Source organism: Mesorhizobium sp. WSM3873, from assembly GCF_001672445.1.
Taxonomy (GTDB): Bacteria; Pseudomonadota; Alphaproteobacteria; order Rhizobiales; family Rhizobiaceae; genus Mesorhizobium.
The window spans coordinates 218,158-238,848 of the sequence record NZ_LYTM01000055.1 but is presented as its reverse complement, the minus strand read 5'-3'; the positions used below and the strand labels follow the sequence as shown (position 1 = coordinate 238,848).

21 protein-coding genes are annotated in these 20,691 nt (G+C 65.1%); 10 read left to right on the top strand and 11 right to left on the bottom strand.

Annotation, left to right across the window (positions count from 1 at the left end):
• Nucleotides 1-90: 90 nt before the first annotated feature.
• On the top strand, nt 91-2,604 hold the full coding sequence (gene ligD / locus A9K71_RS27160) for a DNA ligase D (protein WP_067003175.1): 2,514 nt from the start codon (nt 91-93) through the stop codon (nt 2,602-2,604).
• 24 nt (nt 2,605-2,628) lie between these two features.
• Here the strand turns inward: ligD and A9K71_RS27155 are convergent, their stop codons facing one another.
• Nucleotides 2,629-3,303, bottom strand: a complete 675-nt coding sequence (locus A9K71_RS27155; RefSeq protein WP_067003173.1) for a winged helix-turn-helix domain-containing protein — start codon at nt 3,301-3,303, stop codon at nt 2,629-2,631.
• A gap of 186 nt (nt 3,304-3,489) precedes the next feature.
• On the opposite strand from A9K71_RS27155, the gene A9K71_RS27150 reads away from it, so the two are divergent.
• Nucleotides 3,490-3,858: an NIPSNAP family protein gene (locus A9K71_RS27150; protein WP_067003171.1), complete on the top strand. Its 369-nt coding sequence runs from the start codon at nt 3,490-3,492 to the stop codon at nt 3,856-3,858.
• Nucleotides 3,855-4,199, top strand: coding sequence for an antibiotic biosynthesis monooxygenase (locus tag A9K71_RS27145; RefSeq protein ID WP_067003170.1), 345 nt, complete (start codon nt 3,855-3,857; stop codon nt 4,197-4,199). The genes A9K71_RS27150 and A9K71_RS27145 overlap by 4 nt, the downstream gene beginning before the upstream one ends.
• A 70-nt stretch (nt 4,200-4,269) precedes the next feature.
• On the opposite strand, the gene mbfA is transcribed toward A9K71_RS27145, so the two are convergent.
• Entirely contained in the window at nt 4,270-5,253 is a 984-nt protein-coding gene (gene mbfA / locus A9K71_RS27140) for an iron exporter MbfA (RefSeq protein WP_067003167.1), read from the bottom strand.
• A 176-nt stretch (nt 5,254-5,429) separates the two neighbouring features.
• Here mbfA and A9K71_RS27135 point away from each other — a divergent pair, with 176 nt between their 5' ends.
• Both A9K71_RS27135 and A9K71_RS27130 read left to right on the top strand, forming a co-directional pair.
• The gene (locus tag A9K71_RS27135; RefSeq protein ID WP_067003166.1) at nt 5,430-5,753 is read left to right on the top strand and encodes a hypothetical protein; all 324 of its coding nucleotides are present in this window, start codon (nt 5,430-5,432) and stop codon (nt 5,751-5,753) included.
• A 321-nt stretch (nt 5,754-6,074) separates the two neighbouring features.
• A complete protein-coding gene (locus tag A9K71_RS27130) occupies nt 6,075-7,052 on the top strand; it encodes a threonine/serine dehydratase (protein WP_067003164.1) in 978 nt (325 codons plus the stop codon).
• A 15-nt stretch (nt 7,053-7,067) separates the two neighbouring features.
• Here the strand turns inward: A9K71_RS27130 and A9K71_RS27125 are convergent, their stop codons facing one another.
• From A9K71_RS27125 to A9K71_RS27110, 4 genes are read right to left on the bottom strand one after another with little or no spacing between them, the layout of a single operon-like run.
• Nucleotides 7,068-8,204, bottom strand: coding sequence for an ABC transporter permease (locus A9K71_RS27125; protein WP_067003310.1), 1,137 nt, complete (start codon nt 8,202-8,204; stop codon nt 7,068-7,070).
• An 8-nt stretch (nt 8,205-8,212) separates the two neighbouring features.
• Entirely contained in the window at nt 8,213-9,133 is a 921-nt protein-coding gene (locus A9K71_RS27120; protein ID WP_067003162.1) for an ABC transporter ATP-binding protein, read from the bottom strand.
• Nucleotides 9,130-10,083, bottom strand: coding sequence for an HlyD family efflux transporter periplasmic adaptor subunit (locus A9K71_RS27115; protein ID WP_067003160.1), 954 nt, complete (start codon nt 10,081-10,083; stop codon nt 9,130-9,132). Before A9K71_RS27115 ends, A9K71_RS27120 begins: the two co-directional genes overlap by 4 nt.
• Nucleotides 10,080-10,784 carry a DUF1956 domain-containing protein gene (locus A9K71_RS27110; protein ID WP_067003157.1) on the bottom strand — a complete coding sequence of 235 codons (705 nt, stop codon included), beginning with the start codon at nt 10,782-10,784 and terminating at the stop codon, nt 10,080-10,082. Before A9K71_RS27110 ends, A9K71_RS27115 begins: the two co-directional genes overlap by 4 nt.
• 90 nt (nt 10,785-10,874) lie before the next feature.
• On the opposite strand from A9K71_RS27110, the gene A9K71_RS27105 reads away from it, so the two are divergent.
• Nucleotides 10,875-11,348, top strand: a complete 474-nt coding sequence (locus A9K71_RS27105; protein WP_067003156.1) for a CYTH domain-containing protein — start codon at nt 10,875-10,877, stop codon at nt 11,346-11,348.
• Nucleotides 11,345-12,283: a CHAD domain-containing protein gene (locus tag A9K71_RS27100; protein WP_067003154.1), complete on the top strand. Its 939-nt coding sequence runs from the start codon at nt 11,345-11,347 to the stop codon at nt 12,281-12,283. Before A9K71_RS27105 ends, A9K71_RS27100 begins: the two co-directional genes overlap by 4 nt.
• Nucleotides 12,284-12,286: 3 nt before the next feature.
• Here the strand turns inward: A9K71_RS27100 and A9K71_RS27095 are convergent, their stop codons facing one another.
• Entirely contained in the window at nt 12,287-13,081 is a 795-nt protein-coding gene (locus tag A9K71_RS27095; protein WP_067003152.1) for a helix-turn-helix transcriptional regulator, read from the bottom strand.
• A gap of 110 nt (nt 13,082-13,191) precedes the next feature.
• Between A9K71_RS27095 and A9K71_RS27090 the strand changes: the two genes are divergently transcribed.
• Both A9K71_RS27090 and A9K71_RS27085 read left to right on the top strand, forming a co-directional pair.
• Nucleotides 13,192-14,052 carry an ATP/GTP-binding protein gene (locus A9K71_RS27090; RefSeq protein ID WP_067003150.1) on the top strand — a complete coding sequence of 287 codons (861 nt, stop codon included), beginning with the start codon at nt 13,192-13,194 and terminating at the stop codon, nt 14,050-14,052.
• 106 nt (nt 14,053-14,158) lie between these two features.
• Nucleotides 14,159-15,088, top strand: a complete 930-nt coding sequence (locus A9K71_RS27085; protein WP_067003148.1) for a DMT family transporter — start codon at nt 14,159-14,161, stop codon at nt 15,086-15,088.
• A 14-nt stretch (nt 15,089-15,102) separates the two neighbouring features.
• Here the strand turns inward: A9K71_RS27085 and A9K71_RS27080 are convergent, their stop codons facing one another.
• From A9K71_RS27080 to A9K71_RS27065, 4 genes are all read right to left on the bottom strand, one after another.
• Complete coding sequence (locus A9K71_RS27080; RefSeq protein WP_067003146.1) at nt 15,103-16,812, bottom strand: SulP family inorganic anion transporter; 1,710 nt, start codon at nt 16,810-16,812, stop codon at nt 15,103-15,105.
• Nucleotides 16,813-16,891: 79 nt separating this feature from the next.
• Complete coding sequence (locus A9K71_RS27075; RefSeq protein WP_067003144.1) at nt 16,892-17,161, bottom strand: helix-turn-helix transcriptional regulator; 270 nt, start codon at nt 17,159-17,161, stop codon at nt 16,892-16,894.
• Between the two features lie 94 nt (nt 17,162-17,255).
• A complete protein-coding gene (locus A9K71_RS27070) occupies nt 17,256-17,957 on the bottom strand; it encodes a phosphatase PAP2 family protein (RefSeq protein ID WP_067003142.1) in 702 nt (233 codons plus the stop codon).
• A gap of 16 nt (nt 17,958-17,973) precedes the next feature.
• On the bottom strand, nt 17,974-18,312 hold the full coding sequence (locus tag A9K71_RS27065) for a hypothetical protein (RefSeq protein WP_067003308.1): 339 nt from the start codon (nt 18,310-18,312) through the stop codon (nt 17,974-17,976).
• Between the two features lie 349 nt (nt 18,313-18,661).
• Between A9K71_RS27065 and A9K71_RS27060 the strand changes: the two genes are divergently transcribed.
• On the top strand, nt 18,662-20,656 hold the full coding sequence (locus A9K71_RS27060; RefSeq protein WP_067003140.1) for a PhoX family phosphatase: 1,995 nt from the start codon (nt 18,662-18,664) through the stop codon (nt 20,654-20,656).
• Nucleotides 20,657-20,691 lie beyond the last annotated feature (35 nt).

The following is a 20,691-nucleotide window of genomic DNA, read 5'->3' as shown; positions in this document are numbered from 1 at the left end:
GAGCCTTGGCCGTTGCGATGGCACCCGCCTGCCAGGGAGGTCGCCGTGGCGTCTACGTCCAGGCGCAGATCCGCATAGGAGCACGATGTCATGGCCGGCCTCGAGCAATACCACGCCAAGCGCGATTTCCGGAAAACCTCGGAGCCGGCCGGCCAGCTCGCGCCCAGCAAGAAGACCGACGCCGGCGGCATCTTCGTTGTCCAGAAGCATGCCGCGACGCGGCTCCACTATGACTTTCGGCTCGAGCATGATGGCGTGTTGTGGAGCTGGGCGGTCACGCGCGGACCGAGTCTCGACCCGCACGAGAGGCGGCTGGCGGTGCATGTCGAGGACCACCCGATCGACTATGCGTCTTTCGAGGGCACCATTCCGAAGGGCGAATATGGCGGCGGTTCCGTCCTCGTCTGGGACGAAGGCCGGTGGATCCCCGACGGCGACCCGGCCAAGGGCATGAAGAAGGGCCATATCGACTTCGAGCTCGAAGGCCAGAAGCTCAACGGTCGCTGGCATCTGGTCAGGCTGAAGCCGCGCCCGCGCGAAAAGCGCGACAACTGGCTGCTGATCAAATCCAATGACGCCGCCGCCCGCCCTGGTGAAGACATACTTGTAGAGGCGCCGCAATCGGTAAAGTCGGGCTTGACCATCGAGGAGATCGGCGAAGGCAAGACGGCCAAGGGCGCCAAACCAAGGGTCTGGCATTCCAACAAGCCGGCTGCAGGCAAGGCAAAATCCCCACGCCTCGAATTCGTCGAGCCGCAGCTGGCGACGCTCGAAAAGAATGCGCCTTCCGGCGAGGAATGGGTGCATGAGGTGAAGTTCGACGGCTACCGCATGCAGGCGCAGATCGCCGGCAGCGATGTCCGGCTGCTGACCCGCACCGGCCTTGACTGGACGAAGAAGTTCGAAGGTCCGGTCGTGGCCGAGCTTGCCGGACTGAAATGCCGCGACGCCATCATCGACGGCGAGATCGTCGTGTTGGCCGACAGCGGCGTGTCCTCCTTCGCCATGCTGCAGGCGGATCTCTCGGACGGCCGCACCGACCGCTTCATCTACTACGTCTTCGACCTGATGCGGCTCAATGGCGAGGACCTTCGCCGCGAGCCGCTGGTCGAGCGCAAGCAGGCGCTGGCCGAACTGCTCGGCGAGCGGTCGGAGCAATCCGCCGTCCGCTTCAGCGATCATTTTGCGGAACCAGGCAGCGTCATGCTGCAGCATGTCTGCCGCATGGGTCTCGAAGGCGTGGTGTCGAAACGTGCCGACGCGCCCTATCGCAGCGGCCGCGGCCTCACCTGGATCAAATCGAAATGCACGCTGCGCCAGGAATTCGTCATCGGCGGCTACTTGCCCTCGGACAAGACCGGGCGCGGCCTGCGCTCGCTGCTGGTCGGCTATCATGAAAGCGACAGGCTCAACTATGCCGGCCGCGTCGGCACCGGCTTTTCCGGCAAGGTGGCTGCGGACCTTAAGAAAAAACTCGACAGCCTCAAGACGACGAAGTCGCCTTTTTCTGCCGCCGTGCCGAAGGGCAAGGGCCTCGTCTGGGTCAAGCCCGAGCTTGTCGGCGAAGTGGAGTTCCGCAGTTGGACATCCGACCATATAATCCGCCACGCCTCGTTCCAGGGGCTGCGCGAGGACAAGCCGGCGGAGGACGTGGTGCAGGAAAAGCCGAAGCAAGCCGACGGCAAGATAGAAAGCGGAGCAAAGGCGAGCAGCGGCAGGACCGCGCCAAAAACCTCGGCCGGAACGGGGAAGACCTCGGTGAAGCTGTCGCATCCCGACAAGCTGCTGTGGCCCGACGAAAAAGTCTCCAAGCAGGATCTCCTCGATCACTACGCCCTGGTCTGGCCGCGAATTGAGCCATTCGTCGTCAACCGGCCGCTCAGCCTTGTGCGGGCGCCGGATGGCATCCATGGCCAGCGCTTCTTCCAAAAACATGCCTCACCGGGCATGAGCGACAAGATCGCCAGGATGAACGATCCGACCGACGGCGAGGAGATCTTGTTCATCAGGGATTTCGACGGGCTTGCAGCCCTTGTCCAATACGGCGTCGTCGAGGTGCATATCTGGGGCTCGACCGTCGACGAACTGGAAAAGCCCGACCAGATCATCTTCGACCTCGATCCGGACGAGGGCATCGGGGTCGAGGCGGTGCGTGCCGCCGCACTCGATATCCGAGCCAAGCTGAACGACCTGTCGCTGCCGACCTTGGTCAAGACGTCGGGCGGCAAGGGCTATCACGTACTGGTGCCGCTCAAGCCCTCCGCCGAATGGGACGAGGTGAAGGACTTCGCCCATGATTTCGCCCGCGCCCTGGAGCAGGCCGCGCCCGACCGCTACACGGCGACGCTGTCGAAGAAGGCGCGCACCGGCAAGATCTTCGTCGACTACCTGCGCAACGGCCGCGGCGCGACCACGGTCGCGCCCTATTCCTCGCGCGCCAAGAAGGGCGCGACGGTGTCGATGCCGGTGACCTGGCCGGAGATCGAGAAGGGCCTGCCGCCCAATGCGTTTCCGCTCGGCGACGCCACGACGCTAAGGCAGCTGAAGAAGGCCGATCCGTGGGCGGATTTCTTCAAGCTGGGCAAACCGCTCAAGCGAGCTTAGCCAACAGCCGAGCCGGCCAGTCCGTCACGCGAGAAATACCCTCTCGAACTCCTGCTTGCCCTTCGGCGAGAACACCACAGCGCGGCTGTCCTTGTCGCGCCGCGCCCATTTTTCGACGATGACCTTGTCGAGGATGGCGGCGCCCAGCGCGCCGGCCAGATGCGATCGCCGCACGCTCCAGTCGAGGCAGGCGCGGCAGATCGGCCGCTTCGCTTTGCTGTCGATCTCGATGCCGAGCGCGGCGAAATGCGAAATGGCTGACGGCGACAGCCTGATCTCGTGCTCCTGGCGCAGCAGCAGCTTCCGGTCGACCAGACGGTCGAGCATCGCCACCGCCTGCTCGCCGGCAAGATGGTCGTAGCACACCCGCGCCACGCGCATGGCCGCGTCGCGCGGGCCGGGCCGCACCCGCTTCGGGCCGACCGCCTCGGCGACGCCGATGATCGCCTCGAGCATGCCCGCCACCTGCGGGCCGGCAAGGCCGTAGTAGCGATGCCGGCCCTGGCTCGCCAGCGTCAGCAACCCGCCGTCCATCAGCTTGGACAGATGCGAGGACGCGGTGGGCAGCGACACGCCGGCTTCAAGCGCCAGCTCCGACGCGGTCAGCGCCGTGCCGCCCATCAGCGCGTTGAGCATGTTGGCGCGGGCCGGGTCGCCGACCAGGCTGGCGATGCGGGCGATATCGGGTCCTTCACGCATAGTTCGATCCTCATCGAAGCATTCCCGTGAGGGAAGCACTATTCTCAGGCGAGCTCAAGGAGCTCGGCAAACGCTGCTGACACCAGAACGTCTAGCACAGCCGGTGAAGCGATGTTTCGACCGTGGTCGAACCGTCGCCGCCAGCAAGCCCACCGACCCAGTAAGCCAATCGACGAGGAGACCGAAATGACCGTCACCTGCTTCATCCGCTACGAGATCGACCCTTTCGGCAAGGCCGCGTTCGAGCAATATGCGCGCGCCTGGGGTCAGGCCATTCCGCGCTGCGGCGCCGAGCTGATCGGCTATTTCGCGCCGCATGAGGGTTCGGCCACCACGGCTTACGCGGCCTACAACATCGAGAACCTCGCGGCCTACGAAGCCTATCGCGCGCGGCTTGCCGCCGACCCGGCCGGCAAGGCAAACTATGAGTTCGCGCGGCGCGAGAAATTCATTCTCAAGGAAGACCGGATCTTCCTGAAACTGGTCTCGGCACCGCATGGCCCGAGGCAGGTCTTTCGCACCGACGTAACGGTCAAAGAAGGGATAGAGGCATGATCGCCGTCATCTTCGAAGTCGAGCCGGCGGAGGGAAAACGTGACGCCTATCTTGGCATCGCCGCCGAGCTCAAGCCCCTGCTCGACGGCATCGATGGCTTCATCTCGGTCGAGCGCTTCCAGAGCCTGACCGATCCGAGGCGCGTGCTCTCGCTGTCCTTCTGGCGCGACGAGGAAGCCGTCAAGGCCTGGCGCAACACCGAGGAGCACCGGCAGGCGCAGAAGGCCGGCCGTGGCGGCATCTTTGCCGGCTATCGTCTGCGCATCGCCCATGTGGTGCGCGATTACGGGCTAAATGAAAGGGCTGAAGCGCCCGAAGACAGCCGCATAGTGAATGGGTGAAACGCGGCTCTCCCTTCCCCTGTGGGCCTGATGCGTAATTGGCCCGCAAGGGGAGAAGGAGGGTCGGCCCTCACGCATTGCCGATCAGCACACCCGCTCCGAACACCAGCGCGCCGCCCAGCACCACCTGGAAGGCGGCGCGCCAGAACGGCGTCTGCATATAGCGGTTCTGGATGAAGGCGATCGCCCACAGTTCGAAGAACACGACGATCGCGGCAACGATCGTTGCCGTCCAGAAATAGGGAATGAGATAGGGCAGCGCGTGGCCGAGTCCCCCCAGCGTCGTCATGATGCCGACGGTGAGCCCCCGCTTCACCGGCGAGCCGCGCCCCGAAAGTTTGCCGTCGTCGGAAGCCACCTCGGTGAAGCCCATCGAGATGCCGGCGCCGATCGAGGCGGCGAGGCCGACGAGGAAGGTCTGGAAGGTTGCATGGGTGGCGAAGGCGGCGGCGAAGATCGGGGCCAGGGTCGACACCGACCCGTCCATCAGCCCGGCCAGCCCCGGCTGCACATAGGTGAGGATGAACTGGCGCTGCTCGGTTGTCGCTTCCTCCTCCTTCACCTCGCCCGGGACGTGCTCCTGTTCGAGTTCATGCGCGGAGTTCTCGTGGCCGAGTTCCGCCGCCGCCAATTCGTCGAGCAGCTTCCGGGTCGACGCATCGGTGGTGCGCTTGGCCGCCTCGACATAGAAGCGATAAGCCTGCCGCTCCATGTCCTCGGCCTGACGGCGCACATGCTCGATGCCGAGCGGCCGCACCAGCCAGTCGGGCTTGCGTTCGTAGTAGCCTCGCACATGCTCGCGCCGGATCAACGGGATGCGCTCGCCGAAGCGCTTGCGGTGAAGCTCGATGAGGGAATCGCGGTGGCCGTCTTCCTCCTCCGCCATGGCCTCGAACACCTTGGCCGATTGTGGAAACTCTTGTGCCAGCCCGTCGGCATAGGCCCGGTAGATGCGTCCGTCGTCCTCCTCCGACGAAATCGCCAGCGCCAGGATTTCCTGCTCCGACAGCGAATCGAAGGAGCGGCGGCCAAAGCCGAAAACACGGGAAAGCATGAGAAAATCACCCTAGTTTAGAACGATTCTAAACTAGGGAATCGTTTGCCGAGGGTCAATCGCGAACGCCGCGGGACAGGCAGAATTCGTCGATCCAGCTTTCCGCTCGCACCCTTCATTATTGCCGAATGTTCACCTATATGGAACGCATTAGCCAAAAACGAAGGAAACACGGGATGACGGACAAGAAGCCCCCGCACGCATTCGATCCAAAGCCGGTTCTCGATCTCATCGCCAGCATCGAGGCCGACCTGCAGCGGCTCAAAGGCCTGGTCGAGCAGCAGGCCGAAAAATTCGACCCCGCCAATCCGCACAACAAGACGCTGGACGGCAAGCTGACCGAGGAAGGCGTCGAATGCTGCTACCGCATGTTCGACGACGGCAAGTCGCGCTACACGGTCGCCCAGCAGATGAAGATCTCTTTTGCTGCCGCCACGCATCGTTTCAACAGCTGGCGCAAGCTCGGCGGCAAGAAGCGGACGCGCGCGCTGCTGGGGTGAGCAGCGGCCGCCCTTCGCTTCGTCATCCTCGGGCCTGACCCGAGGATCCATGCCGCGACCCCTTATTACGGAATGCAGAAGCGAGAGCGAGCGCGCTCTGGAAGTACCTGCGAAGAGTGTCCATTCTGCTTCGGCTGCTCGCATCGCGAAGGTGCCGACATGGATTCCCGCGTCGCCTCGCTCCTTGCTCCGCCTGAGACTGACGAAGGTGACGGCCGTCGACGCTATCATCGCCAATATTGTCTCCATTACATTTTTTCGTTGGCGCGCCGCCGCGTTTTCCGTGCAGCATATGGGCATCATTCTCCCACGAGGCCCACCATGACCGCCCTCCCCGGCATCTCCGACATCCACGCTGCTGCCGCCAGGCTTTCCGGGCTGATCGTCGAAACGCCGCTGATCGAATCGCCGGAGCTCAACAAGCGCTATGGCGGCCGCATCCTGTTCAAGCCGGAGACGCTGCAGCGCACCGGTTCCTTCAAGATCCGCGGCGCCTACAACAAATTGTCGTGCTTAAGCGAAGAAGAGCGCAGCCGCGGCGTCGTCGCCTTTTCGTCCGGCAATCACGCGCAGGGTGTCGCCGCTTCGGCCGCCATGTTCGGCGTCAGGGCGGTCATTGCCATGCCCGCGGACGCCCCGGCGCTCAAGGTCGGCAATGTGCGCAAGATGGGCGCCGAGGTGGTGCCGTTCGACCGCTTCAACGACGACCGCTTGACGATCGTTCGTCCCTACATCGAAAAGGGCATGGCGCTGGTGCCGCCTTTCGACGATCCGGCCATCATTGCCGGCCAGGGCACGATCGGGCTGGAATTGGTGCGCCAGGCGAAGGCGCTGGGCGTCAGCCTCGACGCAGTTGTCGTGCCCTGCGGCGGCGGGGGTCTGTCGAGCGGCATTTCCGTCGCTGTGAAGGACGCTTCGGCACGGACGCAAATCTGGGCGGTCGAGCCGGAGCATTTCGACGACACGCGCCGCTCGCTCGCCAAGGGTGAGCGGGTCTCGAATGAGCCCGGCCACGCCTCTATTTGCGATGCGATCCTGACCGCCGAGCCCGGTGCCATCACCTTCGAGATCAACCGCAAAAACCTCGCCGGCGCCGTTGCCGTCTCCGACAAGGCCACGGCGCAAGCCATGCGCGACGCCATGGCATACTTGAAGCTGGTGGTCGAGCCCGGCGGCTGCGTCGCGCTCGCGGCGCTCGCGTCCGGCGAGATCGATCTCGCCGGCAAATGCGTGGCGGTGGTGCTTTCCGGCGGCAATGTCGATTTCGGCACCTACGCGGAGATCATGGCGGCGGCCTGATCGGCCAGTCGCCGCTCAATCCAGCGTCCGCCGGAACCGCACCAGCGCAACGCCGGCGAACAACGCCACGAACACCACCAGCCAGCCGATCTCGGTCGCCACAGCCGGCAGTTCCGCGCTCTTCAGCATGACGGCGCGGGTGATGCGCAAAAAATGCGTCAGCGGAAAGATCTCGCCAAGGATCTGCGCCCAGCCCGGCATGCCGCGATAGGGGAACATGAAGCCCGACAGCATGATCGAGGGCAGGAAGAAGAAGAAGGTGAGCTGCAGCGCCTGCATCTGCGTGCGCGCGATCGTCGAAATCGTGTAGCCAAGCAGCACCAGCGCCAGCACGAACACCAGCACCGCCGAGAGTAGGAGCGACAGCGATCCCATGAAGGGAATGGAAAACAGGAGCTTCGCCGCCGCCAGCACCACCACCACCTGAACCGCGCCGACCACCAGGTAAGGCAGCACCTTGCCCAGCATGATCTCGAGCGGGCTGGACGGCATGGCCAAAAGGTTTTCCATCGTGCCGCGCTCGGTCTCGCGCGTCAGCGCGATCGAGGTCATCATCACCATGGTCATCTGCAGGATGACGCCGAGCAGGCCGGGAACGATATTGTATTGCGAGATGCCTTCCGGATTGTAGCGCCGGTGCACGACGACATCGAGCTGGCCGCGCGCCGCCTCCTTGGCCGCTTCCTGCATGCCTTGCGCTCTCAGCAGCGCCTGGCCGGCGACGGTGCTCAGCGTCGAGATGGCACCGCTCGCCACCGCCGGATCGGTGGCGTCCGCCTCGATCAGGATCTGCGGATTGTCGCCGCGCTCCACCCGTCGCGCGAAATCGGCCGGGATGGTGACGACGAAGGCGACATCGCCGCGCGACATCAGGAACTCGGCTTGCGACGCACTTTGCGCCACATGGTCGAAGCGATAGTAGCCGGTGGTCTGCAGCGCCGAGACCATCGCCCGCGTGTAGGGATCGCTGCTGGTCGCGACGAGTGCTGCCGGCAGGCTCTTCGGGTCGTTGTTGATGGCATAGCCGAACAGCACCAGCTGTATCAGCGGCACGCCCAGCATCATGGCGAAGGTGATGCGGTCGCGCCGCATCTGGATGAATTCCTTGATCAGCAGCGCGCCGAGTCTCGAGAAGGAAAAGATCGCTCTCACGCCATCTCTCATGCCATGTTGTCCTTCGAGCCGGACATGAACTGGATGAAGACATCTTCCAGGCTGGTCTCGCCCGGCGCCACCGTCACCCCTTTGTGCTCCTTCTCGACATCGGCGAGCGCCTTTTCGAGGGCTGCCTTGTCGGAGCCGACGACATGCAGCGTGGCGCCGAACGGCGCCACCTGGTCGACGCCCGGACGCCCCTGCAGCGCCTCGGCCACGCGGTCGAGCCGCGGTCCCTGCAGCACGAAGGTGGTAAGGCCGGCATTCCTCACCACCTCGTCCACGGTGCCGGTGGCCAGCATCTTGCCGTAGGAGATGTAGCTGATGCGGTGGCAGCGCTCGGCCTCGTCCATGTAATGGGTGGAGACCAGCACGGTGAGCCCGCCGCTGGCCAGGCGGTGGATCTCGTCCCAGAACTCGCGCCGCGCCTTCGGGTCGACGCCAGCCGTCGGCTCGTCGAGCAGCAGCAGCTTCGGCTTGTGCATGATGCAGGCAGCGAGTGCCAGCCGCTGCTTCCAGCCGCCGGAAAGCGTGCCGGCGAGCTGGTTGCGGCGCGTCGTCAGGCCGAGTTCCTGCAGGGTGTGCGAGACATACTTCTCGACCGGCTTCAGCTGGTAGAGCCGCGCCACGAATTCGAGATTCTCGCCGATCGTCAGATCCTCGTAGAACGAGAATTTCTGCGTCATGTAACCGACTTCGCGCTTGATCCTGAGTGCGTCGGTAAGGATGTCGAAGCCGAGCACCGTGCCCTCGCCCGCATCCGGCGTCAAAAGCCCGCACATGATGCGGATGGTCGTCGTCTTGCCCGAGCCGTTCGGCCCGAGGAAACCGACGATCTCGCCCTCGGCGACCGCCATCGTGACATGGTCGACGACGGTCTTGTCGCCGAAGCGCTTGACCAACCCACGGACGTCGATGACGTTCATCTGTCAATATCCGCCAGGTCGACATCGACGATCTGGCCGGGCTGCAGCGGATGGGCATCGCCCTCCGGCCGCGCCTCGACGAGATAGACCAGCTTCTGCCGGTTCTCGAGCGAGTAGATCACCGGCGGGGTGAACTCGGGATCGGGCGACACATAGCTGACGCGTGCCTTCAAATCCGGCCCGCAGCCGTCGCAACGGACGCTGAGCAGGGTGCCGACCTTGACCGAGGAGAAGGCCGTCTCCGGCACATAGACGCTGAGTTTTACCGCGCCGTCGGGCAGCATCGAGATCACCGGCGCGGTCGGTCCGGCCGTATCGCCGGGATTGCGGATCACGTCGTCGATGCGGCCGGGCGAAGGCGCCGCCAGCACGCGCTTGGACAGGCGCCACTCGGCTTGCCCCAATTCCGATTGCGCCTGCTTGACCTGGTTCTCGGCAGCTCTGATCGTTTCGGCCCGCGCCGGCAGGCCGCCGACGGCAAGGTTCGCCTCCGCCTGGCCGACCTGCGCGTTGGCGGTCTCCAGCGAAGCCGAGGCCGTGTCATAGTCGGCCTGGGTGCCGGTGCCGCGCTTGTAGAGATCGCTGGCGCGGTCATATTTGCGTTTGGCGTCGGCAGCCTGCGCCTTCGCCATGTCCACCTGCGCCTTGAGCACGGCGATCTCTTCCGGCCGCTTGCCCACCTTGAGGTCGGCAAGCTGCGCCTGCGCTTGGGCGAGCGCGGCCTGGGCTTGCGCCACGGCGATCTTGGCATCGGCGCTTTCCAGCGTCACCACCGGCGCGCCCGGCTCGACACGGTCGCCGCGCTTGACCGTCACGGTCTCGACCTGCGCGACTTCGATCGGCGCCAGCAGCACATATTCGCCTTCGACATAGCCGACGGCAAGCGGGGCGGCCGGCGCGCAGGCGCCGAACAGCTGGGCCGCGAGCGGCAGCGAACAGAGTAAGCTCATGATTTGACCTTCCTGCCGGCGGCTGCGTCGCGCGCCGCCAGCATTGCCCTGAGGTTGTCGGTCGCGACCGCCACGACCTTGGCGGCCTCCTGGTCGCCGATCTCGCGCCAGCCCATCCTGCGCATCACCGCCTCGCGCCCGATGCGGAAATAGATGACCTGCCCGATGATGGTGAACACGGTGAGCCTGGTGGCCTCGCTCTCGGCCGGTTCGCCGGTCGCCTGCTCCCAGATCTGGCACAGCCGGCGATGCGTCGGTTCGAACACGCCGGCATAAATGCGGTCGAGCGCCGCCGTTGGGTGCGAGAGCTCGCGCAGTACGAATTGTACGATCTCGCCGGCCTGGGGGCTTGCCACGACAAAGCCGACCATCCGCGCCAGCGCGGCAAAGAGCTGCGCCCGGGCGGCTTCCGCGCTCGAAGGGGCCGCCGGCTGGGGTGCGCCGAGCGCCTGGCCGGCGATCCCCTGGATGGTCTCGACGATGAAGTCGGCGGCGGCGGCGCGCAGCCCCTCCTTGCCGCCGAAATGATAGGCGATCGAGCCGATATTGGCCTTGGCCTCGGCCGCGATCTCGCGCGTCGAGGTGCCGTCGAAGCCCTGCCGGCCGAACAGCTTCAGCGCGGCCTGCACCAGCGCCGCGCGCGTTTGATCGGCGGGAGAGGCTTCGCGTTGCCGCGTCTTGGCGTTCGTTTGTTTGCTCATTCCATTCATTTAATCAATCGATTGATTAAAGTCAAATTGAATTCCATCGCAGCTTGCCATCTTCCTGCGGGCGGGCTTTAGTGCGCGGCCATGGGCAAGGAAGTCGAGCGCAAGTTCCTGGTCGCTGATCCCGCCTGGCGCAGCCTGGTCGAGGCGCATATCCGCATTCGCCAGTTCTACGTCGCCGCGCAGCCCGGACGCACGGTTCGCGTACGCATCAGCGACGGAGGCTCCGCCGCGCTGACGCTGAAGTTCGGCAACAAGGCGCGCGAGCGCGACGAATTCGAATATCCGATCCCGCTCGCCGAGGCCAAGGAATTGATGGCCTTCGCGATCGGGCGTGTCATCGAGAAGACACGTCACCATGTTAGGCACCGCGGCTATCTCTATGAAGTCGATGTGTTCGGCGGAGTGCTCTCGGGGCTGGTGGTCGCGGAACTGGAGACGCCGGAGGACGTATCTGACGAAATGCTGCCCGACTGGCTCGGCCGTGAGGTCACCGGTGAGTCGAGGTTTTACAACGCGTCGCTGGCCCTCGGCGGGATTCCGGAGATAGCCGCATGAGCTTTCGCATCGATCCGCGCTTGCCGCTGACCGGCGAGGTCAGGCGCATATTGGCTGACGAGATCGGCAAGGCGCTTGGCCAACTCGAGACGGCGCGCGACAAGCCGGAGCAGGGACTGCACAAGTGCCGTAAGCGGCTTAAGTGCGTGCGTGCCTTGCTGCGCCTGGTTCGTTCCGGAGACGAACCGTTCTGCCAGACCGAGAACGAATGCTACAAACAAGTGTCGGCGCTGCTTGCCGGCCCGCGCGAGGCGACCGCTCTCATCGAGACCATAGACCGTCTGGCCTCTGCTTTTCCGGATGAGACCGCGGCCGGCGGGCTCGATCCCGTCCGCGAGCGGCTGGTGCTGCGCCAGCATGAGCTCCATGCCGGCCCCGGTCTCGACGCTGCCATAAACGCCGCGGTCGCTGCCTGCCGGGAAGGGCTGGAGCGTGTCGACCGGCTGTCGCTCCCCGATCAGCCCGAGCAGGCGGCCGACATACTGGCCGAAGGCGCCCGCGCCGCCTTGCGGCGGGCGAAAAAGGCGCTGGATAAGGCGAGCTCGCGCGGCGAGGCCGATGACTTTCACGACCTGCGCAAGGCGTGCAAGACGCATTCGATGCATCTGTCGCTGCTCGGCCGCCTGTGGCCGGCGCCGATCAAGGCGCGCCGCAAAGCGGTTGACAAGCTTGGCGAACGGCTGGGCGAGCTGCATGACGTCTTCGTCATGCGCGCGCTGCTCGCCGCCGCTGGCGAGCCGCTCGGTCCGCCCGAAGACACCAAGCTTCTGCGCAAGCTCTTGAAGCGTGCGGAAAAAAGCCTCAGCAAGACCTGTCTTGCCGATGCCGCCGAATTGTTCGGCGACAGCCCCAAGCGCTCGGCCAGAAAGCTCGCGCGCAAGGTGCGCGACGACCTCGCGCCGCCGCATGGGGAAGCCGGCTCGGCCGCGGCCTGACGCCTACGCCGGCAGCGGCCGCCTTGCTTTCGCCCCGGCATCCGTCCGCGCGCCGGCATCGCGCGGATGCGGCCCGATCGGCATGATCGCCGGAAACGGCGTCGCGCCGAAGGCGAAGGTCCATTTGTAGCCGATGAGCTGCTCTTCCGGCGTGGTGTGCTGGTCGTGATGGGCAAGCAGCCTGGCGCGCTCCGCCAGCTCCTCCGCCTCGCGCCGCACCATCTCCGCCGTTTCCGGCCGCATGCGCCGCGAGAAGCTGACGAAGGTCGCTTCCCGTTCCAGATGGGTTATCGCCCAGCCGACAAAATTCTTGTTGGTGGTCTCGAAATGCGGCCGCAGCGGCCCCTCGAAATCCCACTGGATCGGTGTCTCGACCAGCAATCTTGCCGACAGGCCGCGCCCGAGCGCCACCAGCCCAAGCTCTTCCAGGTCGCGCAGATAAAGAAACATCGAAGCTTCGCTGAGACCCTGTGAGCGCATGATGCCTTCGGGCGTGAATTTTTCGGACAGCATGATGAAGACGAAGAGCAGCGCCGGCCGCGCGGCGAGCTTGCGCTCGATCTCCGGCGCGACGTGGTTGGCCGGTCCCGGTCCCCGGTTCATCGAGCCCAGCACATTCTCCAGTTCCACGTCCGCAGCGGCGCAGATTTGCATCAGCCGATCGAGCTTGCAGTTGCGCTCATGGAAGATGCGCTTCACTGTCGGCTCGGAAACGCCCATGCGCTCGGCCAGCGCCCGGTAGGTCAGGCCCTTGGCCTTCAATGTCCGTTTCAGCGCCTCGAAGATCGGCCCGTTCATGGAATGCACCTCGTTTGCGCGAATTCGTATCGCTCCTCGATACTACGCTCGAACCGCCTTCCGGAAAAGTATCGAAAAACCTAGCTCTTGGCCGTACACAGGAGAGCATCATGAAAAACCTCATCGCTTCGACCTTTCTCGCCATCGCCGGCATCGCAACGGCTGCCACCGCCGAGGCCGGCGAGATCTGGCGCGCCGGCGGCTTCGAGCAGCCGGAATCGGCGCTGGTCGATGCCGCCAACAAGCGCATCGTCGTCTCCAACATCGTCGGCAATCCGGGCGAAGCTGACGGCAACGGCTATTTGTCGCTGCTGTCGCTGGACGGCAAGGTCATCAGCCGCCATTGGGTGGACGGCATGGACGCGCCCAAGGGCATGGCGATCGCCGGCGGCAAGCTTTACGCCGCCGACATCACCAAGGTCCGCGTCGTCGATCTTGCCAGCGGCAAGCTGGTCTCTACCATCGATGTGCCCGGCGCCGTCTTCCTCAACGACATGACCGCCGATGCCTCGGGCAAGGTCTATTTCACGGATATGCTCGCCGACACGATCTACCGTATCGACGGCGACAAACCGGAGCTGTTCATCAAGGATGCGCTGCTCGCCTCGCCCAATGGCGTCTTCGCCGACGGCGCTCGGCTGATCGTCGCGTCCTGGGGCAAGGGCATCAAGCCCGATTTCAGCACGGCGGCGCCGGGCGGCTTGCTGGCCGTCGACCTCGCCAGCAAGAAGGTGACGCCGCTGCCGGGCGCGCAAAACTTTGCCGACCTCGACGGCGTCGTCGCCATCGGCGACACGATCTATGCCACCGCCTACATGACCGGCACGCTCTATCGCTACAAGGGCGGCGCCGCGCCGGAAGCGATCGCCACTTTCAAGCCGGGCAGCGCCGATATCGGCACCGACGGCAACTCGACCATCTATGTTCCGCTGATGAACGAAGGCGCGGTCGCGGCGCTGAAGCTCGACTGAGGACGATTGCGGCGGGAACGAGGTCGATCGGGGCTGGACCGCCATATCGACGGGGCTGCCATCTGGTTCAGCCGCTCGCTCCGGGATATCCGGCAGCAACCGTCACATGGGCCAAGCCGTGAAGACATCCAGCCTGACCGGCGCCGCCGTTTCACCAATGATCCCAGTGCTCGTATGCGCACTGGCGATCTTCCTTTTGTCCGGGATGGACGCGGCAATGAAGTCCCTGGTCATCGCGGTCGGTGTGTACAACACGGTGCTGTGGCGCAGCCTGGTCTCGACCTTGATCGCGGGCGCGGCCTGGTCGGCGGGGCCGCGCTCGAAGCCCGCTCTTCCGGTGCTGGGGCTGCATGCGCTGCGCGCCGTGGTCGTCGGCATCGTCCTGGTTTCGTTCTTTTGGGGTCTCGCCAGATTGCCGCTCGCCGAGGCGATCGGGCTCAGCTTTGTCGCGCCCCTGTTTGCGCTTTTTCTCGCAGCCTTGTTGCTGGGCGAGAGAATCCGGCGCCAGGCGGTGTGGGCGTCGCTGGCCGGCATCGCCGGCGTCGCGATCATTCTGGCCGGCCAGTTCGGGCAGGCCGGCCACTCGCAGGATGCGCTCCTGGGCACGGCCGCGGTGCTCGTATCGACGGTGTTCTACGGCTACAATCTGATCCTCGCGCGGCGGCAAGCGCTGTTGGCCAAGCCGGTCGAGATCATGCTGTTCCAGAACCTCTGCATCGCTGTCATCCTTGGTCTCGCCGCGCCGTGGCTCGCCGTCGCGCTGCCGAGTGACCTGTGGCTTCACCTCGTCGGGGTGGCTATGCTGTCGCTTGCCGGGCAATTCCTGATGAGTTGGGCCTACGCCCGCGCCGAAGCGCAATATCTCATCCCGACGGAATACTCGGCCTTCATCTGGGCGATCGCGCTCGGCTGGTTCTTCTTCGGCGAGGAGGTGGCCTGGACCACGCTGACCGGGGCTTGCCTGATCGTCGCCGGCTGCCTGATCGCGGCGCGCGCTAACCCGAAACTCGCCGAGCCGATCGAAGCGGCAGTTTGAGAGAACATGTCGCTCTACGCGGACTGCGATTGTCCTTTCAGCTGCGCCCGCGCGTCGCGAATCGAGGCGGCATAGGTAACCAGCGGCCGCTTGAGGCCGTGGTTGATCAGCATGCGCCTTGTCTGCGGCGCGGCACCCGCGATGATGAAGCGCACGCCGGCGCTTCCGGCCTTGTGCGCGGCGCCCTCGAGGACGTTTGCCGCCGTCGAGTCGAGGAACGGCACCGCCGAGCAATCGAGGATGAAATTCTTGCGCTGGTCTGCGATGCGGTCGAGCACGGCGCCGACGGTCGAGGCGGCACCGAAGAAGAATGCCCCGGAGATTCGATAGATGACGGTATCGGCGTCGGCCGCCTGGCTTGAATCATAAGTGGCGGCGCGATCGGCGACGTCCTCCGGCACCAGCGGCAGATCGGCCTCGACGGCGATGGACTTGGCCATGCGATCGATGAACAGGATCGACCCGAGCGCGAAGCCGACGACGATGCCTTCCGTGAGATCGCGGAAGATGACGATCAGGAACGTCGCCATCAGCACCAGCGCGTCGCCACGCGAGGCTCTGAGGAGCGTGACGAAAGCCTGCTTCTCGAACATGTTCCAGCACACGACGGCGAGTACGCCGGCCAATGCGGCGAGCGGGATGTAGCTGGCCAGGGGCGCCGCCGCCAGCATCAGGACAAGCAGGATCGCCGAATGCAGCATGCCGGAGACGGGGCCATGCGCGCCGGCCCTCACATTGGTGGCCGTGCGAGCGATCGTGCCGGTGGCACATATGCCGCCGAACAAGGCTGACGCGATGTTGGCGAAGCCTTGCGCCACCAGTTCGCAATTGGAGCGGTGCCGCCTTCCGCTCATGCCGTCGGCGACCACGGCCGAAAGCAGCGACTCGATCGCTCCGAGCAGCGCGAAGGCGATCGCGTCCGGCAGCACGTCGATCATCCTCTCAGGGCTGACCGGCGGCAGGGCTGGCCATTGCAGGTTCCGCGGGATGCCGCCATACCTCGTGCCGATCGTTTCCGCAGGCAGGGCGAACAGCCCCACGACCAGCGAGGCGATGCCGATGGCGATCAGCATCGCTGGCCATCTCGGCCGCCAGCGCCGCAGAAAGACAATGGTGAGGACCGTCAGCATCGCCACGAAGGTCGCGGCCGGACTGATCGTGCCGATCGCCTCGCCGATCGCGGTCAGCTTCGGCACCAGCGGCCCGGGCTCCCTGCTGGCGAGTTTCAGCCCGAGCAACTCGACGATCTGCCCGGAGAAGATGATGACAGCGATCCCGGCGGTGAAGCCGACGGTCACCGGATAGGGAATGAACTTGATGTAGGTGCCAAGCCTGAGATAGCCGATGGCGAGCAGGAAGACGCCGGCCATCATCGTTGCGAGCAGCAGCCCGTCGACGCCGACGCGCGCCACCGTCGCCGCTACCAGCACGATGAAGGCGCCGGCAGGACCGCCGACCTGGAAGCGGCTGCCGCCAAGCGCCGAGATGATGAAGCCGCCAACGATCGAGGTGTATAGGCCTCGCTCCGGCGTCACGCCGGACGCGATGGCGATCGCCATGGACAACGGCAGCGCGACGATGGCCACCGTCAACCCCGCGACGGCGTCAGCCCTGAAATGCGCCAGCGTGTAGCCTTCGCGCAGCACCGTGACCAGCTTGGGCGTGAACAGCTCGGCAAAGGCCGGCCGCGCCTGGGGGTGGATTGACCGCCGGACCTGATCCATGGGCTGCCTTCCGCTCCGTAAGGGCGGCGGGATCGTCGGCAGGGCTGTCGGCGGTCGCCGTCGCGACTTCTTGTGCGGCTCAGCCTTGGGAGTTCTGCGGCGTGGCAGGCTTGAGGCGCACGCCCCTGCCGCCGCGCTCGCTGGCCTGGTTCTCGCCGATCAGCTCCACCCCGGCCTCGTCGAGTGCCTGGATGACCTTCATCAGCGTATCGACCACGCCTCTGACGACACCTTCACTCGCTTCCATGCGTTGGATGGTCGGAAGCGAAACCCCGGCGCGCTCGGCGAGCGTTTTCTGGTCGATACCGGCCAACGCCCTCGCGGCGCGCATCTGCGCGGCAGTGATCATTGGCCAGAACCCCTGTCTGAGTCTGCAGTATCAATGGATAATCCAAATATCATGATGTTTCAAGCATCATAACAAACAGTTGAAACATGAGCACTCATTCGCTGTCCGCCACCACTTTGCGCCGCTGCAGCAGGCGCGCTGCAAGCCAGCACAACATGGCCCAGGCAAAGCCGGCGCACCAGCCGGCAAGCACGTCGGACGGCCAATGCACGCCGAGATAGACGCGGCTGGTTCCGACCAGCACCGTGGTGAGCACGGCGAGGCCGAGCACGAAGATCTTCATCCTGCGGTTCGGTAGGAAGCGCGCGGCGAGCGAGCCCAGCGTGAGGTAGGTCACGGCCGACAGCATCGCATGGCCGCTCGGAAAGGAGAGCGAGGTCTCGTTGACGAGATGCGAGACGAGATCGGGGCGGGGCCGGTCGACCTCGAACTTGAGCAGGCTGGACGCCGCCTGGCCGCCCGCCACCGAAACGAACACGAACAGTGCGGTCGCCGGTCGGCGCATCAGCAGAAAATAGACGATCACCGCAGTCGTGATCAGCACCAGCACGCTGGTGCTGCCGAGCGCGGTGATATCGCGCACCGCGCCTTGCAGCCAAAGCGGACCGATCGGGCTGTCCGGCTGCCCGGCATGGCGGAAGGCGAGCAGGATTTCCGTGTCCAACGCATGCGGAGTCGTGGCGCGCGCCACGCCCATGAGTTCCACCAGGCCCCATAGCCCGCAGGCGATGGCCAGCCCGGCCGCAAGCACCGGGAATTCTATTCTGTTGAGCAGCGCCTTGGCGGTCGATTTCATGCCGGGCCTGCTCCAATTACAGCCGCTGCATATAGGGTCCGAGCGTGATCAGCGCGACGGCCGCGATCGCCAGCACGACGCCTGTCGCTTGGAAAGTGTTGAGGCGCTCTCCAAAGAAGACCAGCGCCACGACATTGACTGAGACCAGCTGGATCACTGCCGACAGGCTGAACGACACCGACATGCCGAATTCGCGGATCAGCCTGAGCATGATCAGATTGCCGGCGGAATAGAGCGCCAGCGTCAGCACGATCTTGCCGAGACTCGGCGCCAATCCCCATTGTTTGGCCGCCATCGCGGCCAGCAGGAAAATCACAGTCGAAACGCCAAGCTGCGCCAGTCCCCAGAGACTCACGTTCATCCCTCCCGAAGCGGCCTTCGCCGCGCCGCTCGCCGCTTTTGTTTCCGAAGCGCGCGAAGCCGTCAAGCTGATGGAGTCGGGCAAGCTACGCTGCGACGGGATCGAAGGCGGAATCTCGCAAGGCAAGCCCCGCAGCCATGGTTGGCGTCCTTGCGCCGAGCGCGCTCGGGAGTCTGCCCGCCGTGTGTTGTGGGCCTCGTGTGGGGCCAATGCGTGGGCGAACAGTCATCAGCCGGCAAATTGGCGTTGCTTAATGGGGCTGATGTCACGAAAATGTGATCGGCCGCCTATAGGGATCGACCGGTTACACGTTCCAGCCACCTCAAGAGCCAGAGGACAGCCCATGACCCAACCTGAGATCCGCTTCCGTACCAGCCAGCTCGAGGAGAATGACGGCCCGCCCGTCAATCCTACCGACAACCGCACGATGGGCGAGATCATCGCCGCGCGTTTCTCGCGCCGCGACTTCCTCAAGGGCTCGCTGGCTGTCTCGGCCATCGCCGCTACCGTGAGCCCGCTGGCGCTCGTCGCGGCAGACGAGGCGCGCGCCGCTGAGGTCTCGGCCTTCAAATTCGACGAGCTCGAGGCCGGCATCGACGACAAGCACCACGTCGCGCCGGGCTACGATGCCGACGTGCTCTTGCGCTGGGGCGACCCGCTCTTTACCGATTCGCCGGAATTCGACCCGGCAAAACAAACGGCCGGAGCCCAGGCAAGACAGTTCGGCTACAACAACGACTATATCGGTTATATCCCGATCGAGGGCTCGGCCGAGCATGGCCTGCTGGTCGTCAACCACGAATACACCAACCCGCATCTGATGTTCCCCGGCATCGTCAAGATTGTCGACAAGGACGGCAAGAAGGCCGCCGAGATGGCGCCGCTCAGCAAGGAGCAGGTCGATGTCGAAATGGCGGCGCATGGCGGCAGCATCGTCGAGATCCGCAAGGAGGGCGGCAAATGGCAGGCGGTGCGTGACGGCAAGCTCAACCGCCGCATCATGTCCACCACCGAAATGGCGCTGTCCGGTCCGGTAGCCGGCCATGATCGCGTCAAGACCAATGCCGACCCGTCCGGCACCAAAGTCTTCGGCACCCTCAACAACTGCGCCGGCGGCGTTACGCCCTGGGGCACCTATGTGATGGCCGAGGAGAACATCCACGGCTATTTCTCGGGCGAGCTGCCGGAAGGCCACAAGGAGGCCGCCAACTACAAGCGCCTCGGCATTCCGGAGGGCGCCTATGAATGGGGCGCGCACTACGATCGCTTCAACCTCGCCAAGGAACCGAACGAGCCCAACCGCTTCGGCTGGGTCGTCGAGGTCGACGTCAACGACCCCAATTCGGTGCCGAGGAAGCGAACCGCCATGGGTCGCTTCAAGCATGAGGGCGCCGAATCGATCGTCACCAAGGATGGCCGCGTCGTCTTCTATCTCGGCGACGACGAGCGCTTCGACTATGTCTACAAATTCGTCACCAAAGGCACGTTCAATCCGAACGACCGCGCCGCCAACATGAACCTACTCGACGAGGGCACGCTGCATGTCGCCAAATTCGCCGAGGACGGCTCGGTCGAATGGATGCCGATCGTGTTCGGCGAAGGTCCGCTGACGGCGGAAAACGGTTTCGCCAGCCAGGCCGACGTTCTGATCGAGACGCGTCGCGCCGCCGACCTGCTCGGCGCCACCAAGATGGACCGGCCGGAAGACATTCAGCCCAATGCCGGCAACGGCAAGGTCTATGTCATGCTGACCAACAATTCGAAGCGCAAGGCCGACCAGGTCGACGCCGCCAATCCGCGCGCGGCGAACGCCTTCGGCCACATCATCGAGATCGTCGAGGATGGGGGCGACTTCGCCGCCATGAAGGGCAAGTGGGAAGTGCTCCTGAAGTGCGGCGATCCCGCGGTGGCCGATGTCGGCGCCACCTTCTCGACCGCCACCACCGCCAATGGCTGGTTCGGCATGCCGGACAATTGTGCCGTCGACTCGGCCGGCCGCCTCTGGGTCGCGACCGACGGCCAGGGCCCGAAGGCCACCGGCCGTACCGACGGCCTGTGGGCGGTCGATACCGAGGGCGCGGCGCGGGCGACCTCAAAGTTGTTCTTCCGCGTGCCGATCGGCGCCGAGATGTGCGGCCCGCTATTCGCGCCGGACGACCAGACCGCCTTCGTCGCCGTCCAGCATCCGGGCGACGGCGGCGAGGACTGGGAAGCTTTCGGCCGCCCCTCCTATTACGAGGATCCATCGACCCGGTGGCCGGACTTCAAGCCGGACATGCCGGTGCGTCCGGCGGTCGTTGCCATCACCAAGCAGGGCGGCGGCAAGATCGCGGTCTGATTGGCGACTCGCTTAAGCAGGGGGAGGGTTGCGAT